Source organism: Acinetobacter vivianii (genome assembly GCF_014635885.1).
GTDB lineage: Bacteria > Pseudomonadota > Gammaproteobacteria > Pseudomonadales > Moraxellaceae > Acinetobacter > Acinetobacter vivianii.
Map to the genome: position 1 here is coordinate 87,393 of NZ_BMDR01000005.1, position 16,316 is coordinate 103,708.

General features: G+C 43.2%; 16 protein-coding genes. 5 read left to right on the top strand and 11 right to left on the bottom strand.

Going from position 1 to position 16,316, the window contains the following annotated elements:
* Nucleotides 1-23: 23 nt before the first annotated feature.
* Nucleotides 24-983, top strand: a complete 960-nt coding sequence (gene dmeF / locus IEV36_RS11435) for a CDF family Co(II)/Ni(II) efflux transporter DmeF (RefSeq protein ID WP_005256646.1) — start codon at nucleotides 24-26, stop codon at nucleotides 981-983.
* Between the two features lie 41 nt (nucleotides 984-1,024).
* Here the strand turns inward: dmeF and chrA are convergent, their stop codons facing one another.
* The 7 genes from chrA to IEV36_RS11470 all read right to left on the bottom strand — a co-directional run bounded on the left by chrA (nucleotide 1,025) and on the right by IEV36_RS11470 (nucleotide 7,828).
* On the bottom strand, nucleotides 1,025-2,368 hold the full coding sequence (chrA, locus tag IEV36_RS11440; protein ID WP_005256647.1) for a chromate efflux transporter: 1,344 nt from the start codon (nucleotides 2,366-2,368) through the stop codon (nucleotides 1,025-1,027).
* Between the two features lie 142 nt (nucleotides 2,369-2,510).
* Nucleotides 2,511-2,795 (bottom strand): gamma-butyrobetaine hydroxylase-like domain-containing protein, encoded by a 285-nt coding sequence (locus IEV36_RS11445; RefSeq protein WP_005256649.1) that lies wholly within the window; start codon nucleotides 2,793-2,795, stop codon nucleotides 2,511-2,513.
* The gene (locus IEV36_RS11450; RefSeq protein ID WP_005256650.1) at nucleotides 2,785-3,777 is read right to left on the bottom strand and encodes a HEAT repeat domain-containing protein; all 993 of its coding nucleotides are present in this window, start codon (nucleotides 3,775-3,777) and stop codon (nucleotides 2,785-2,787) included. The genes IEV36_RS11445 and IEV36_RS11450 overlap by 11 nt, the downstream gene beginning before the upstream one ends.
* A 57-nt stretch (nucleotides 3,778-3,834) precedes the next feature.
* Nucleotides 3,835-4,080 carry a 4Fe-4S dicluster domain-containing protein gene (locus IEV36_RS11455; RefSeq protein WP_005256653.1) on the bottom strand — a complete coding sequence of 82 codons (246 nt, stop codon included), beginning with the start codon at nucleotides 4,078-4,080 and terminating at the stop codon, nucleotides 3,835-3,837.
* Nucleotides 4,081-4,090: 10 nt separating this feature from the next.
* The gene (locus IEV36_RS11460) at nucleotides 4,091-5,830 is read right to left on the bottom strand and encodes a fumarate reductase/succinate dehydrogenase flavoprotein subunit (protein WP_005256655.1); all 1,740 of its coding nucleotides are present in this window, start codon (nucleotides 5,828-5,830) and stop codon (nucleotides 4,091-4,093) included.
* Between the two features lie 45 nt (nucleotides 5,831-5,875).
* Nucleotides 5,876-6,628 (bottom strand): GntR family transcriptional regulator, encoded by a 753-nt coding sequence (locus IEV36_RS11465; RefSeq protein WP_005256657.1) that lies wholly within the window; start codon nucleotides 6,626-6,628, stop codon nucleotides 5,876-5,878.
* Nucleotides 6,629-6,883: 255 nt separating this feature from the next.
* The gene (locus IEV36_RS11470) at nucleotides 6,884-7,828 is read right to left on the bottom strand and encodes a LysR family transcriptional regulator (RefSeq protein ID WP_005256660.1); all 945 of its coding nucleotides are present in this window, start codon (nucleotides 7,826-7,828) and stop codon (nucleotides 6,884-6,886) included.
* A 93-nt stretch (nucleotides 7,829-7,921) separates the two neighbouring features.
* On the opposite strand from IEV36_RS11470, the gene IEV36_RS11475 reads away from it, so the two are divergent.
* Nucleotides 7,922-8,563, top strand: coding sequence for a LysE family translocator (locus tag IEV36_RS11475; protein WP_005256662.1), 642 nt, complete (start codon nucleotides 7,922-7,924; stop codon nucleotides 8,561-8,563).
* A gap of 46 nt (nucleotides 8,564-8,609) precedes the next feature.
* Here IEV36_RS11475 and IEV36_RS11480 read toward each other — a convergent pair whose 3' ends face one another.
* The 4 genes from IEV36_RS11480 to IEV36_RS11495 form a co-directional block, all read right to left on the bottom strand.
* Complete coding sequence (locus IEV36_RS11480) at nucleotides 8,610-10,562, bottom strand: family 2A encapsulin nanocompartment cargo protein cysteine desulfurase (protein ID WP_005256663.1); 1,953 nt, start codon at nucleotides 10,560-10,562, stop codon at nucleotides 8,610-8,612.
* Nucleotides 10,537-11,469 (bottom strand): family 2A encapsulin nanocompartment shell protein, encoded by a 933-nt coding sequence (locus IEV36_RS11485; RefSeq protein WP_005256665.1) that lies wholly within the window; start codon nucleotides 11,467-11,469, stop codon nucleotides 10,537-10,539. The genes IEV36_RS11480 and IEV36_RS11485 overlap by 26 nt, the downstream gene beginning before the upstream one ends.
* Nucleotides 11,470-11,667: 198 nt before the next feature.
* Complete coding sequence (gene epsC / locus IEV36_RS11490; RefSeq protein ID WP_005256668.1) at nucleotides 11,668-12,606, bottom strand: serine O-acetyltransferase EpsC; 939 nt, start codon at nucleotides 12,604-12,606, stop codon at nucleotides 11,668-11,670.
* Between the two features lie 55 nt (nucleotides 12,607-12,661).
* The gene (locus IEV36_RS11495) at nucleotides 12,662-13,171 is read right to left on the bottom strand and encodes a rhodanese-like domain-containing protein (RefSeq protein WP_005256669.1); all 510 of its coding nucleotides are present in this window, start codon (nucleotides 13,169-13,171) and stop codon (nucleotides 12,662-12,664) included.
* A gap of 404 nt (nucleotides 13,172-13,575) precedes the next feature.
* Between IEV36_RS11495 and tauA the strand changes: the two genes are divergently transcribed.
* The 3 genes from tauA to tauC are packed head-to-tail and all read left to right on the top strand — an operon-like array spanning nucleotide 13,576 to nucleotide 16,292.
* Nucleotides 13,576-14,616, top strand: coding sequence for a taurine ABC transporter substrate-binding protein (tauA, locus tag IEV36_RS11500; RefSeq protein ID WP_171067981.1), 1,041 nt, complete (start codon nucleotides 13,576-13,578; stop codon nucleotides 14,614-14,616).
* Between the two features lie 9 nt (nucleotides 14,617-14,625).
* On the top strand, nucleotides 14,626-15,417 hold the full coding sequence (locus IEV36_RS11505) for a taurine ABC transporter ATP-binding protein (RefSeq protein ID WP_005256673.1): 792 nt from the start codon (nucleotides 14,626-14,628) through the stop codon (nucleotides 15,415-15,417).
* Complete coding sequence (tauC, locus tag IEV36_RS11510; protein WP_005256674.1) at nucleotides 15,414-16,292, top strand: taurine ABC transporter permease TauC; 879 nt, start codon at nucleotides 15,414-15,416, stop codon at nucleotides 16,290-16,292. The genes IEV36_RS11505 and tauC overlap by 4 nt, the downstream gene beginning before the upstream one ends.
* Nucleotides 16,293-16,316: the final 24 nt, after the last annotated feature.

Consider the following 16,316-nt stretch of genomic DNA (forward strand, 5'->3'; position numbering starts at 1 on the left):
AGTATATTGGAAGCCTAGAATAAATGCAGCATACTAACCTAGAACGACGTCATTCTCATCAGTTTGATCAAGGAAATCCATTAGCACAAAAAAGAATTTTAATCGCAACGATTTTGACCGCCATAATGATGGTACTGGAAATTCTGGGTGGCTGGTTTTTTAATTCCATGGCTTTACTTGCCGATGGCTGGCATATGAGTTCACATATGCTGGCGTTGGGACTGGCCTATTTTGCTTATCGTATGGCGCGACATTATGCACAAGATCAGCGCTTTAGTTTTGGTACATGGAAAATTGAAATTCTGGCAGGTTATAGCAGTGCTATTTTATTGATGGTCGTGGCCTTGTTGATGGGCATACAGTCTCTAGAACGTTTATTTAGCCCGGTGACTATTCATTTTAATGAAGCGATTCCAATTGCAATAGTGGGTCTCGTTGTCAACCTAATTTGTGCATGGTTATTACATGATGGCGGTCACGATGATCACCATCACCATCACCATCACCATCACCATTCGCATAGCCACAATCATGAAACGCATCATCATGGACATGACCATCATGATTTAAACCAAAAAGCAGCATTCCTGCATGTGGTCGCTGATGCGGTGACTTCAGTTCTGGCGATTATTGCTTTATTTGCGGCCAAATATTTTGGCTGGAATTTTCTGGATGCTTTGCTCGGGATCGTTGGGGCATTGCTGGTTGCAAAATGGTCTTGGGGATTGATGCAGGAAACCGGAAAAACTTTACTGGATGCAGAAATGGGGCATCCCGTTGTAGAAGAAATTAAAGAAGTTATTGCACAGTTTCCACAGGTCGAAATCACGGATTTACATGTATGGAAGGTTGGGAAAGGGAAATTCTCTTGTATTCTAGGATTAGAAACCGTACTGGCTGATCTGACTCCTGATCAGGTTAAAGCTGGATTAGCGATTCATGAGGAAATCGTGCATGCCTCTATCGAGATCAATCATATTTAAACCGCAAGCATTGAGTAGATAACTTTACTCGATGCATTGAACTAAGTACCGATATATAAAATGAGGCCACAAAAGGCTGAGGCAAAAATCACATACAGGACATTGAGCTGAAATTTAAATAAGGCAATCAGTGCACCTACTGTAATCAAGGCTGCTTCGTAATTAAATGGATGGTGAAAACCCTTTGGCCATAACACATGATAGCTAAAGAACAAGGCCAGATTTAAAATAACGCCAACTACGGCCGCAGTTATCGCAGTGAGCGGTGCAGTAAATTTCAGTTCATTATGAGTCGATTCAATAATGGGCGCGCCAGCTAAAATAAAGACAAAGGAAAATAAAAAGGTAAACCAAGTGACAATCACAGCACCTATTGCACCAGCTAAAAATAGCTGATGATTGCCCAATAAGGCATGATTATAAGCCCCCAAGAAGCCTACGAAAGCCACCACCATAATCAGTGGACCCGGGGTACTTTCGCCGAGTGCCAAACCATCAATCATTTGGGTCGGGCTGAGCCATCCATAATGATTGACTGCACCTTGATAGACATAGGGCAGAACCGCATAAGCACCGCCAAAAGTGAGTAAAGCCGCTTTGGTAAAGAACCATGCCATTTGCGTATAGCCATGTTGCCAACCGAGACTTAGGGTTAAAAGCATGATTGGAATCAGCCAGAGCAAAGCTGCGATGACGATGATTTTTATCAGGTTTGACCAGCGAAAAATGGCATGTGCTGGTGTCGGCCTATCATCATCAATCAATGCTGTACCATAGTTTTTTTTGCTATTTTGATGAGAGGTTTGATGGGTAAATAAATCTGGTTTTTTCTTACTCAGCAAATAGCCTGCAAGCGCGGTAGCGAATACGATCAAAGGAAAAGGTATGTTAAAAACAAAAATGGCAATAAAGGCCGCAGCTGCAATTAACCAAAGAAATGAATTTTTGAGCGTTCGGCTGCCTATGCGGTAAGTTGCATGAAATACAATGGCAGTAACCGCAGGTTTGATCCCATAAAACAGTCCTGCAATGATGGGCACGTCTCCAAATTTTACATAAATCCATGACAGTGCAATCAGGATGAACAAAGAGGGCAGTACAAATAGAATTCCTGCAATCATACCACCTGTGGTTCGATGCATGAGCCAGCCGATATACGTCGCGAGTTGTTGTGCTTCGGGACCTGGAAGTAGCATGCAGTAATTCAGTGCATGCAAGAATCTTTTCTCAGAAATCCAGCGTTTTTGTTCCACCAGTTCCTGATGCATCACTGCAATTTGCCCAGCAGGGCCACCAAAGCTAATAAATCCTAATTTCAACCAGAACAGAAAAGCTTGCCAGAAAGGAACTGATTGAATTGGGGGCGTTATATCAGTTTGTGGCATGGTGGTTTCCAAAGCGTTTTATTTTTATCGTTGTATCATAGGGGATGATTACAATTGAGCTTAGCTATTTTAGTGGCTTAATAATTCAAAATAATGAAAACAAGCGGTCTATAGATCGATTTCTTCAGTTTTAATATGGAACTCAGCTACTCAATTCCTTTAAAAAAGCCCAAGGGAAAATCCCTTTATCGTGTCCATCATCAAAACAAATTTGAATCCCATACCCTTGAGAAAAGATGGCGGAGATGGCAACACGATCTGGATATTCAATCTCTCGTTGCTGTAGGCGCTTGGTTCTACAAAAACCGCAAGGGCAACTGGCTCTGAGATGAGCATGGCTAAAATCCTTTTCTGTACCATCTTCCCACGAGAGAAACAGACGTTGTTGTTCGATATCTACTTTAAGTTGACTCGGTTCAAGCGGCATTGAATTTCTCCTGAATGAGTGCCAATCCAATACGAATCGATTTACGGACTTCGGGATCAGGATCTTCGGCATGCTGTAATAAAATATGCTGAGCTGATTCTCCGCCTATTTCCCCTAAAGCAATCGCGACTTCTTTACGTAAGTTGCTGATGTCATGTTGGAAATTTTCTTGTAATTTGGCAATGGCTGCTTTGGATTTGAGTAAACCCAGACCACGGCTCACAGCAATTCGGACTTGCCAATAAGCATCGTCGAGTTGTTGCAAAAGAGGTTGTTCTAATTCAATCGCTTTTAATTTACCGATAGTCAAGGCGGCTTCAACTCGGAGTTGCCATGCTTCAGCGATCAGAGAACGGTGCAAGGCAGATAAAATTTCGGGCGTTAACGTTTGGCTAGCCGCTAAAGCACCTGTCGCAATACGACGAATTTCGATATCCACATCTTGCTGTGCGATCTGTGCCAGTGTTGCCAAGCTGTCCTGTTTCTGCAACCAGCTCAAGGTGCTGACCGCCTCTTTACGGACTAAAGGATTGGTATGCTGAACATGCTTGAGAATGGCATCAAATAACGATTCAGCACGCAACTCTTTAAGTGCTCTCAAAATGGATGCAAGCACAAAGTCATTAGTATGCTGCAAATAGGTAGCCAGATGATGGGCAGATTCAGCATGTTTGATTTCACTAAGACTTTGCGCTGCTGCGGTACGTACATTTTCATGTTTATCACTCAACGCTTGAGCCAACGTATGTAAAAAGGTTGCATCTTCCCAACCTTCTAAGCGGGTGGCTGCCAATTCACGTACTTTACTGGCGGGGTCATGTAAAACGGCATGCTGTAACCAAGGTAATAATGCTGTTTGTTCTTCATCGGCAATATTCATCAGTGCGACAAAGCGGATGTTTTCGTCGTCCTGATTCAGTTGAAAGAGATAATCCGCATAATCGTCATCAAGATCTGCAAGGCTTGGATAATTTAGGCTCATATTTATTCTCCCCAAATTAGACTATTTGCCAAGTTATTAAATCTCATGCTGTTCCCTTTATTTAAGTAAATATGGAATGTTGACCTGAATGGCATCGGTCGGGCAGTCTTTCTCGCATGGCATGCAATACCAACATTCATCAAACTGCATATAGGCTTTGTTACTTTCTGGATGAATCGCCAATAAGTCCATCGGGCAAACATCCACACAGACGGTACAGCCTTTGTCCGCAATACATTTGTCTTCATCTACCAATACGGGTGCGGTAGTACGATGGGAAATTTCTTTAAAAATAAATGCCATGTGATATTCCTTATTCGGTTGTTTCAGCCACTAATTTTTTATTAATCCGTAACAGGTTGTATGAATTGGCCTCATCTTCATCAATCGGAATCAGATAAGGCTCAACCGCTTTTTTAAAGCTGACCATAGCGCCGTGCTGATCTTTTTTCAGATGGGCATGACAGAACCATTCCCGATCATTCTTTTCTGGGCAATCTGCACGATAGTGATAGAGGCCCCAACGGCTTTCTTCACGGAATAGCGAGGCACGTGCTGCCATTTCGGCGCAGTCGCGAATCACGGCAACTTCGGCAGCACGCATCAATTCATGTGGATGGCTGGCATTGATTTGCTCAATATCAGTTTTAATTTCTTCAAAGCGTTTTAACGCAATCTCAATTTTTTGTCGGGTTTTCGGTGGCTGTAAATAGTCATTCACCATACGGCGTAACTTGTATTCCACCTGTTCGGATGACAATCCTTCTGGACGGTGTAATGGGGCAAAAATACGGGCTTTTTCGGCTTCAATTTCATCGGCATTCAGTTCTGAATCTGTCTGTTCTACAACATATTCAGCGGCATTCACCCCAGCAAACCAACCATAGGTAAAGGCACCGAGCATGTAGTTATGTGGAACAGCTGCCATATCGCCTGCGCTATATAAACCCTTGACCGAGGTTTCCGCTTTTTCATTGACCCAAACCCCAGATGCACTGTGCCCACTACAGAAGCCAATTTCTGAAATCTGCATTTCCACCATATCCTGACGGTAATCTGTGCTACGTCCTTCATGAAAACGACCACGGCTTGGACGTTCATTGGTATGTAGAATATCTTCAATGGTTTGAATGGTTTCTTCCGCCAGATGATCCATTTTTAGGAACACGGGGCCATTGCCACTTTGCAGTTCCTGATAAAATTCCCACATCATTTGACCTGACCAGTAGTCACACTCAATAAAGCGTTCACCTTTGCTGTTAGCGGTATAGCCACCCAAAGGTCCCGTTACATAGGCGCAGGCAGGGCCGTTATAATCTTTAATCAGTGGATTGATCTGGAAACATTCCAGATTGGAAAGTTCCGCCCCAGCATGGTAAGCCATGGCATAACCATCACCCGCATTGGTTGGGTTTTCATAAGTTCCCATGAGATAGCCAGATGCAGGCAAGCCCAGACGTCCAGCAGCTCCACAGCATAAAATCGCAGCCTTGGTTTTGATTACATAGAAATCACCATTACGACAGTCAAAACCCAGTACCCCGTTGATGGCACCTTCTGCATTTTTCAGCAGGCGAGTGGTGACAATGCGATTATTAATTTTGACCTGAGCGCGTTTCAGTTGGCGATACAACACTTTTTTAATGTCGTGACCTTCGGGCATTGGTAATACATAAGCGCCCATGTGATGGACTTTTTTGACCGCATATTCACCTGTTTCATCTTTTTCAAATTTCACGCCCCACTGATCCAGTTGCTGAATGGTGGTGAAACTGTGTTTGGCATAGGCATAGACGGTGGCTTGATTAACAATGCCATCATTGGCAATGGTAATTTCCTTAGTATATTGCTCAGGCGTGGCATAGCCCGGAATCACGGCATTATTCAAACCATCCATGCCCATTGAGATTGCGCCGCTGCGTTTCACATTGGCTTTTTCAATTAATAAAACTTTCAGGTTAGGGTTGGCTGTTTTGGCTTTGATGGCTGCCATTGGACCAGCCGTCCCCCCACCGATGACGACAATGTCATAGTCCAGTGTAATCGTATTCATGTTGTACCTTTTTTGAGTGCGTTTTAATTCACAAAGTAATAGTGCTTAGGTATTTCGCTTTCGGTCTACTCTTAAACGGTATTGGAAGCACTCTCCTGAAAAATAGAGATATTCGAAATCAATAGGATGTCCTGCATGATCGTGAGTCAGTCGCTCCACTCTTAATAGCGGTGCATGGACATTAACTTGCAAAAGTTCACTGAGTTCTTCGTCAGCAAGTGTGGCATCAATATTTAAATCGGCATGTCCCAAGGCAATCGATAAATCCTCTTCAATCGCTAAAAACACATCGCGAGTGGAGAGATTGATCTGTTGCAAAGCTATTCCAATCGCTTCGGGTAAATAAGTCAGTTCAAATGAAACGGGCTTACGATTGAGCAAACGAATCCGTTTGATTTCCACCACCGTGCTGTTGACTGAAATTTTTAATTTCGAGGCAATGTGCGGTGTGGCGGGAATAAAGCGAAATTCTTTGACTACGTTAAAGACTTCATGTCCCAGATCGGTCATAGCTTCGGCAAAGCCTTGTAACTCAGAAATATTCTGAAAGCTTTTCGGTGCGCTAACGAAAGTGCCTTTGCCTTGAATTTTGTAAATCAAGTGTTCGAGCTGAAGTTGATTAAGTGCCTGACGAATGGTGATACGACTGACATTAAATAATTCGCTCAGTTCTTTTTCCGACGGCAACTGCTGATGAATCTGATAAATTCCATCGACGATCTGCTGGAGCAGGGCCTGATAGACTTGATCATACAACGGGCGTTCGCCGTTCACTTTATTTACAATCGCTTGGTTCATTGAACTTAAACTTGTTATAACAACTTGGTTGTTAGATTAGCGATTATGTAAAATGAAGAAAAATAACTTATGCAGCAAAAAATATCTGTTTTTGTGCATTACCTGATTGGTCGAATGAGAAATAAAGATGCTTTTTATTGTTTTATATATCTCTATATATTATGGTTAAGTAATTAAAAAATAAAATTATTGTTGTTTTATGGGCTGCTGGTTTATTTGCTATTTTTGCTTAATTTATAAATGAAAGTGATCGTTTTAATTTGGATTGTTTTGCTGAAAAAGGACGGGTTCAGCGGCTAATTTTTCAGCTAGATATTGAATGAAAACACTCAGTTTAGGCGGAACATGGCGGGTAGGTGGATAGAGTAACCATGCGCCACCGCTGTAGTGGGTTTTAAAATGCCAATCAGGTAAGACTTGAACCAGTGTGCCTTGTTCCAAAGCATGGCGTGCCACGAAGTACGGCAAACTGGCAATGCCTAAATGTTGTAAAGCGGCACTGAGGCGCACCCCTGTATGATTGGCAGCATAACGACCACGCACCGCAACGGTAATGGATTTCTGTTCCTGCTGGAATTTCCATTTCGAATCGTTGGGTTGTTCGCCCAAATAGATACATTGATGCTGTTTTAAGTCGTGGGGATGCTGTGGGATGCCATTTTTCTGCAAATATTCAGGTGTGGCACAAATCAAATGATCAATATCAATCAGTTTACGTCCCATCAATCCACCGGGCGGTTGTTCGGTAATGCGAATTGCCAGATCTACACCGTCATCAATCAAGTCAATATAACGATCTTCCAATAGCAACTGAATATCAATTTTTGGATATAACGCCAAGAACTCAGGCAAGTGAGGATGCAGCATAAAATGCCCAACCGCCTTGGGCACACTGATCCGAATCACGCCTTGTGGTTCGATATGAAATTGTCCTGAACTTTCCATGACCGCTTGTGCTGCATTGACCAGATCCACGCAGCGCTCATAGACCTGCTGACCACTTTCACTCAAGCGTAGTTTTCGTGTGGTGCGATGCAATAAGCGTGTGCCCAGAGCACGCTCTAAACGGGCAATGGCACGACTAACCGCAGAAGGGGTGGAACCAAGCTGACGTGCCGTTTCAGAAAAGCTTTCCGTTTCGACAACTTTGACAAAGGTTGCCATTTCATTTAACAGAATCAGACTTTGATTTGTGCTCATGACGCAAAAGTTATTTGGATTTTGATTGGATTATCGCGCTTTAAAAATCGCAATACAATCTTTTCCTGTAGTCATGATGTGGAGTTAAATGAAATGTGGCAGTTGTATGGACATGAGTTTCTGGCCTTGGCATTGATCCATTTTATGGCAGTTGTTTTACCAGGACCTGATTTTATTATTACGGTACGACAGAGTGTTCGATATGGCTATTTAATTGGCTGTATCACCGCGATTGGTATTGGTGTCGGCATCTCGGTACATGTGTTTTACACCTTGGTCGGCGTTGGGGTATTGATTCAGCAGAGTATCTGGTTAATGTCGTTACTACGCGTGGCGGGTGCCGCTTATTTGATTTACTTGGGCTGGCAATGTTTACGTAGTCAACCGAATGCCAATCTAGATATTTTGGCAGGTGAGGTAATGGGTAAACCAAGCTTAATCCAAGCCTTTAACATGGGTTTCTTAACCAATGCGTTAAATCCGAAAGCGACCGTTTTCTTTCTGGCGATTTTTACCACCATTGTGAATCCCGCGACACCGTTGAAGGTTCAAATTGGTTATGGCATCTGGATGTGTTTAGTCAATGCACTTTGGTTTATCTTGGTGAGTATTATGTTTTCACAACCGATTGTACGGAAACGCTTTTTAGAGTTTGGGGTGTATTTTGAACGCGTGATGGGCGTTATCCTGAGTGTGGTTGCAATACGATTAATCTGGAGTGTTGCATTTTCCTGAATATAAAAAAGACTGCACTAAGGCAGTCTTTTTTATTGGAGAGTGGTTAAGCACTGCGTTTGTTTCTGGTCAATTGATGCAAGACTGACACTAGCAAATCAATTTCTTCCGTGGTGTTATAGAAGGCCAAAGAGGGACGTACGGTCTGTTCTACACCAAAACGACGTAAGATTGGCTGAGCACAATGATGTCCAGAACGCACTGCAATGCCATGTTGATTCAGTGCTTTACCCACTTGCTCTGTCGAATAACCTGCAAGGGTAAAGGACATTACACTGGCTTTGTTTTTCGCCGTACCAATGGGTCTTAAGCCTGCAACCGTACTCAATGCATGCTGACCATATTCCAGCAAGTCATGTTCATAACGGGCAATATTATGAATGCCTAGGCGTTCCACATATTCCAGTGCTGCACCGAGACCCACAGCATCGGCAATATTACCTGTCCCTGCTTCAAACTTATTGGGGGCAGGTTGGTAGACAACTTGTTCAAAACTTACATCCTGAATCATATTACCGCCGCCTTCCCACACAGGCATAGTCTCTAGGATTTCAGGCTTGGCATACACTGCACCAATTCCTGTTGGTCCAAAGACTTTATGTCCTGAGAATACAAAGAAGTCGGCATCAATCGCTTGGACATCGGTTGGCATATGCGAAACAGATTGGGCACCATCGACCAAGACGCGGACACCTTTGCTATGGGCAATCTTGATCACTTCAGCCACAGGAGTGACTGTACCTAAGGCGTTAGACACTTGGGTAATCGAGATCAATTTAGTCCGTTCATTAATCAGTTTGGGTAGTTCTTCCAAAATGATTTGTCCCGTATCATCCACAGGAATGACACGCAGTTTGGCACCGACTTTTTTGGTCAACTGGAACCACGGTACGATATTGGCGTGATGTTCAAGATGCGAAACAATAATCTCATCACCCTCACCAATATTCTGTTCACCCCATGTCTTGGCAATCAGGTTGATGCCTTCGGTGGTGCCACGAACAAAAATAATTTCTTTTGATGATTTTGCCCCAATAAAACGTGCCACCACATTACGAGCGTGTTCATAAGCATCAGTTGCACGTGCTGCTAGTTCATGTGCAGCACGGTGAATATTGGAATTTTCGTGCTGATAAAAATAGGCAATCCGATCAATCACGCTTTGTGGTTTCTGTGTAGTTGCTGCATTGTCAAACCAGACCAAAGGGCGACCATTGACGCGTTCTTGTAGAATGGGAAAGTCACGACGGATCGCTTGAATATCCAAGGGCTGAGCGGCATTGGCAACAAACTGTGGTTGTGAAGGTTGATAATTTCCATAACCCGCATTGTGTTGTGGCAGATCCAAGAAGTAAAAGCCTGAAGAGGCGTTATTTTTTGCTTGAGTTGAATTTTGAGTATCTTGCTGCAATAAGCTTTTCAGTGCATCACCATGAGGTAATTGAAAAGATTGCGCTGCGGCAAAATTGGCAGCATCAAATTCAGAACTTGATGAACTCGGTGCTGAAAAATCATTTAAAAAATAAAATGGTGAAGTTTCACTGCTTGAAGGACGAGATGATTCAACCACAGGTACATTCGGCGCACTATGAACCACCTGTGGAAAATTAGGTTCAATGGGCGGACGTGGTAAATTGGCACCGCCCACGACCGGCGCAGAGGCAATCGCACGACGTTCAGGATAGTCGGGATAATTCGGAATATGCTCCGGGTATTCTGGATTTAAACTTTTTTCATAAGCAATATTGGGCGCACGACCACTCAGCGCCGCTAAAGGTTCAGCGGGCTGGGGTTGATGGGGCGGCGTACCGACATTGGGTAAGTCCAGATTTAGACCAGAAGAATGTCCATTACCAGCACTTGGTCGGGCAGCAAAAAATTCAGAGGCAAGCCGTGAAAGTGTTGCTTCATCTGGGAAGTTGGACGGTGGGTGAACACCATCCACTTCAGACCCTGATGGACGACTGTTTAAATTACTTGTAGTTAACTGGGTAGTCATGATATTTGTCCACCTCCACATCTTCGAGCACAGCCAAGGCATCCTCGGTCAATACCGCCAATGAGCAGTACAGCGAGATCAGATAAGAGGCAATCGCATTGCGGTTGATGCCCATGAAGCGTACCGATAGGCCAGGGGATTGTTCACCTGCCAAGCCTGGCTGGAATAAGCCCACCACGCCTTGACGTTTTTCACCCACACGCAATAACAAGATTTTGGTTTTACCATCTTCCACAGGAATCTTATTCGATGGAATCAGGGGAACACCGCGCCATGTAATGAACTGCGAGCCAAATAAACTGACGGTTGGTGGTGGAACTCCTCGACGGGTACATTCACGACCGAAGGCCCCAATCGCATCTGGATGAGCGAGGAAGAAGCCCGGTTCTTTCCAGACTTTACGGAGTAAATCATCAAAGTCATCGGGTGTTGGTGGCCCATTTAATGTGGAGATCCGTTGTTCATCTGCAACACTTGCCAATAGACCGTATTCAGGATTATTGATTAATTCGCTTTCCTGACGTTCTTTAATGGTTTCAATGGTTAAGCGTAATTGTTCTTTAATCTGGTCATGTGGGCTGCTATACAGATCTGCAACACGGGTATGAATATCTAAAACGGTTGAAACTCCATTCAAGAAATATTCACGGGGTTGCGGATCATAATCCACAAAAGTTTGTGGCAAAGTTGCTTCATCACGTTGTGTACAAGCCACTTGAATGTCATCTGTATTATTGACACGGTTAACGCGATAAATACCTGCTTCGACAGGAATCCATTGCAATAAATGCGTGAGCCAACGCGGTGTAATGGTTGAAAGTTGTGGAACGGTCTTGGTGGCATTTGCAAGCTGTCTGGCTGCATGGTCCCCAAGCGCAAGTTGGACTTTGTCTGTGGTTTTTGCCATGAATCATTTTCCTGTTGTTTTGGCTTTGTTAAAAAATAATTAATTTTTAATGACGCATTTATTGAATGAAATAAAAGAGTTTTTTGAATACATATTTTAATTGGGAAATAATTGGTTGTTTTTATCCAGTTAAAATATCAATATAAATTTTTAGCGTTTTGTATTTTCAAAATCATTTCACTTATTTATTTCATTTAATTAGACATTAATATTCTGTAAAGACTCACTTGGTGACTGTAGAATCTGGCTGCCTGCTGCAACGTTATGGGTAAGCCATACATTCCCGCCAATAATTGAACCTTTGCCGATGGTGATGCGCCCCAAAATTGTTGCACCTGCATAAATCACCACATGGTCTTCAACAATGGGATGACGGGCATAATCTTTCTTTAAAGCACCATCATCATTCAGTTCAAAGCGTTTTGCTCCGAGTGTGACAGCCTGATAAATCCGAACATATTCACCAATCACGGACGTCTCTCCGATCACCACACCTGTGCCGTGATCGATAAAGAAACCTTGGCCAATTTGTGCTCCCGGGTGGATATCAATTCCAGTTGCCGAATGTGCCAGTTCAGAAATAATTCGTGAAAGTAACGGTACGCTGTGATAGAGCTGATGGGCTACGCGGTGATGAATAATTGCCAAGATTCCTGGATAACAGAGTAGTACCTCGTCGACGCTGTGCGCTGCAGGATCACCTTCATAGGCCGCACAGACATCTGCATCCAGTAAGCGACGAATAGTAGGTAGCGTATTGGCAAAGTCTTGTACGATCGTTTGTGCCAAAACCACTTGCTGTTCATAGAGCAGTCTGTCATTGCTGGAAACGGGAATCTGTTTGACCCGACTTTTGGCTTCATAATTTAAGGCCAGTTTGACTTGTACAAACAGTTCATTCAGGACACGATCAAGGGTATAAGCAATATAATAATCTTCGGTTTCCTGACGCAGATCGCTTGGCCCCAGTCGCATTGGAAACAGGATGCCACATAAATCATCCAGAATAGATTTAAGTGCCTCCTTGGAGGGAAGCTCGCGGCCACCGAATTCTTTAATCCTGTGCTGGCGTTCGCGCCATTCATGGCGTGCTTGCTGTAAGCCCTCGATGACGGGCTTTATTTTCCATTGGCTCACGAGAATTCCTTAAAATAAGTCTTACAAATCATCAATACGTGTTTAAACAGCCGTCTTAATCTTGTAACCAAGGAAGCTGATGGATGCGCCAGCCATTACTTTGATTACGTTGCTGCTGATCATTTAAATCGCCTTCAAAGCCTTCCAGCACGTTATAAACCTGAGCGAAACCAGCGCTAAACGCGGCGGTTGCAGCCAAAGCGGAACGTTTTCCACTACGGCAGAGCAACAAGATGGTTTGCTCTTTTCCGACTTTGCTATCGAGTTCTTTGACAAAGCGGGGATTACGATTAAATGACGTGCCTGTTGCCCATGCAACATGAAGACTTTCAGGAACATAACCGACGAACTTACGTTCTTCTACCGTGCGTACATCGACTAAAACGGCATGGCCGTTTTGAACCAGAAACCACGCTTCAGCAGGGGGAATACTCCCTGTAAAATCGAGTTCATTTTCTTCCGCATATTGTTGTGCACGCTGCAATATCTCTTGTGGATCTGTCGAAAAACCGTGAGAACTGGCGGAAGATTCTACTGTTTGAGCAGAATCAAATTGAGCATTCATTGTTATAACCTTTATATTCATCAGCGGGATGATGTTTTTATCTTAGGCATGTTTTTATATTCAGGAAAATAATCAAAATTTATTTATATATCTACTTTTGATCAATAATCAGATTTTTATGCAGATTATTAATATGATTTTTATTACATATCTATGTTGAAATTATTGTTATGAGTTTTAATGCTGTTTTTATTAAAAATAAATATTTTACTTTTCAATTAAAGCCCCGTTTAACTATCAGCAACATCTCATGAGAAAATAAAATGAAACAGCATTAAAAACTAAGTGGACGATAAAAACAGCAAAAATTGTTTAAAGCTTATTCTTATCTTTAAAAAGAATAAGTAACTCACTTTTTCTTATTTTTAATCATATAGCCTCGCGCATACCATAAGCAGATATTGTTGAAAGATCATCTAATTATGGGCATCAAGAACACCAAGCCGTTAATCGTTACAGCGATCGTCCTTGTGGCGATTGTTGCTTTTATTGTCTATCAAAATCAAAAAGATGCCGCACCCGCACAGTCTAGAAATACTAAAGCGGTGGTGATTGCCTATCAGACTGGTATTGATCCAACCAAAGTCGCACAAGCCAACGGTGACTATGAGCGAGAGAGTGGACAGGCGATTCAATGGCGTAAATTTGATGCGGGTTCAGATGTGGTCAATGCATTGGCATCGGGTGATGTCGTGATTGGCAATATTGGCTCAAGTCCATTGGCGGCTGCAGCCAGCCGTGATTTACCGATTGAAGTGTTTTTGGTGACAGCAAAATTAGGTGGTTCTGAGGCATTGGTGGTCAGCAACAAATCAGGCATTAAAACGCCGCAGGATTTGATTGGAAAAACTATCGCTGTGCCATTCGTTTCAACCACACATTACAGCTTATTGTCTGCTTTAAAGCATTGGAATATTGCAGACAATCAGGTCAAGATCATCAATTTGCGTCCACCTGAAATTACAGCGGCATGGGAACGTGGTGATATTGATGCGACTTATGTGTGGGAACCAGCTTTAAGCAAAGTCAAAGCCAGTGGCCATGTTTTAACTGACTCGAAACAGGTCGGTGAATGGGGCGCGCCAACATATGATCTTTGGGTAGTGCGTAAAGACTTTGCCGAGAAAAATCCTGAGTTCTTGAAAGCATTCGTGAAGACCAGTTTGCAACAGATCGAAGCCTATAACCAAGATCCAAAAGCATTTGAGCAGAATGCCGATCATATCCAGAAAATTGCTCAATTGACGGGTTCTGATGCCAAAGACATTCCATTATTACTTTCAGGAAATATTTATCTGGATGGTCAGCAGCAGCAAGCGACTTTAGCAGGTGAATTTGCCAAGAATATTTTTGATACAGCGACTTTCTTAAAAAGTCAGGGCAAGGTCGATCAGGTGAAGCCTGATTATCAGGGCAATGTCACGACTCAATTCTTACAGCCATAGGAGATCGAAATGAGCGTATTAGCTGCTGAGCATCTTCATTTAACTTTTCCAAAGCAGACGGTACCTGTGCTTCAAGATATTAATCTCAAGATTGAAGAAGGCACTTTAACTGTGATTTTGGGTGAGTCAGGCTGTGGTAAAACCACTTTGTTAAATATTTTGGCAGGTTTCCAAGCACCGAGTTCAGGCCAGATTAAACTGGATCATGAAGTCGTGACTGCGCCTGATGCGCGCCGTGCGGTGGTCTTTCAGGATCATGCATTATTGCCGTGGTTAAATGTCTCGGAAAATATTGGTTTTGCTTTGCAGCTTAAGGGCTTAAAAGCGCAAGAGATTCAACAACAGGTCGATGCTATTCTGAAAATTGTGGGTCTAAGCCATGTTGCTCAAGCCAATATCTGGGAATTGTCAGGTGGCATGAAACAACGTGTCGGTATTGCGCGTGCTTTGATTAGCCACGCAGCTTTTATTTTATTGGATGAGCCTTTTGCAGCTTTAGATGCTTTTACTCGTGAAACCATGCAGCAGTTGGTTCTGGATTTGTGGATTGAGCAAAATAAATCGTTCTTCCTGATCACGCATGACATTGAAGAAGCTTTGTTGTTGAGTAATCAACTGGTGTTGATGACAGCTCGACCGGGCAAGATTGTGGAAACGTTAAAGCTGGATTTTGCAGATCGTTATAAGCAGGGCGAATCGATTCGAGCAATTAAATCCGATCCGCAATTTATTCAATTGCGTGAACAACTGTTTGAACGTTTACGTGTGCAGAAACAGGCAGGGCATGAGGTGGCTGTATGACGGGTCAAGCTAAAAATACAGCCTATGAAGTGACCAAGCCAGTTGCACTTCAAGCATCGGATAAACAATCGGCTTCAGTTTTGAATGCATTAGGTGGATTTATTGCTCGCCATCGTAGCTTGGTATTGAGTTTATCGAGCGTATTGAGTGTCTTGATCATTTGGTACCTGATCACTGCATTAAAAATTGTTCCAAGTTTATTTCTGCCGAGTCCACAAGCCGTATGGCAAAAGTTCCTTGAAGTCAGCCAGCAAGGCTTTATGAAAGCGACCTTATGGCAGCACTTGGCAGCGAGTATTTCACGCGTCTTGCTGGCACTTGTTGCAGCGATTGCGATTGGCGTGCCTTTAGGTTTGTGGATGGGGCTGAATAAATGGGTTCGTGCAGTGCTTGATCCTTTGGTTGAGTTGTTGCGTCCAATTCCACCGTTAGCGTATTTGCCATTATTGGTGATCTGGTTCGGGATTGGTGAAACCACCAAAGTGCTTTTGATTTTCTTCTCCATTCTTGCACCAGTGATTATCAGTAGTACGCATGGGGTGCTGAGTCATCAGCTTAATCGTGAACGTGCAGCCTTATCATTGGGCGCAAGTCAGTCACAGGTATTTTGGCATGTGATTTTACCGACCGCATTACCGCATATTTTAACGGGTATTCGTATTGGTTTAGGTGTCGGTTGGTCAACATTGGTGGCTTCAGAATTAGTCGCGGCAGATCGTGGTATTGGTTTTATGGTGCAGTCGGCGGCGCAGTTCCTGATTACGGATACCGTCGTGCTTGGCATTATTGTGATTGCGATTGTCGCAGTCAGTTTTGAATTATTCTTGCGTTGGTTACAGAAGCAATTATCTCCTTGGTATGGTCAACAGCTGTAAGTGCAAATGGTAAAGATGAGAGAG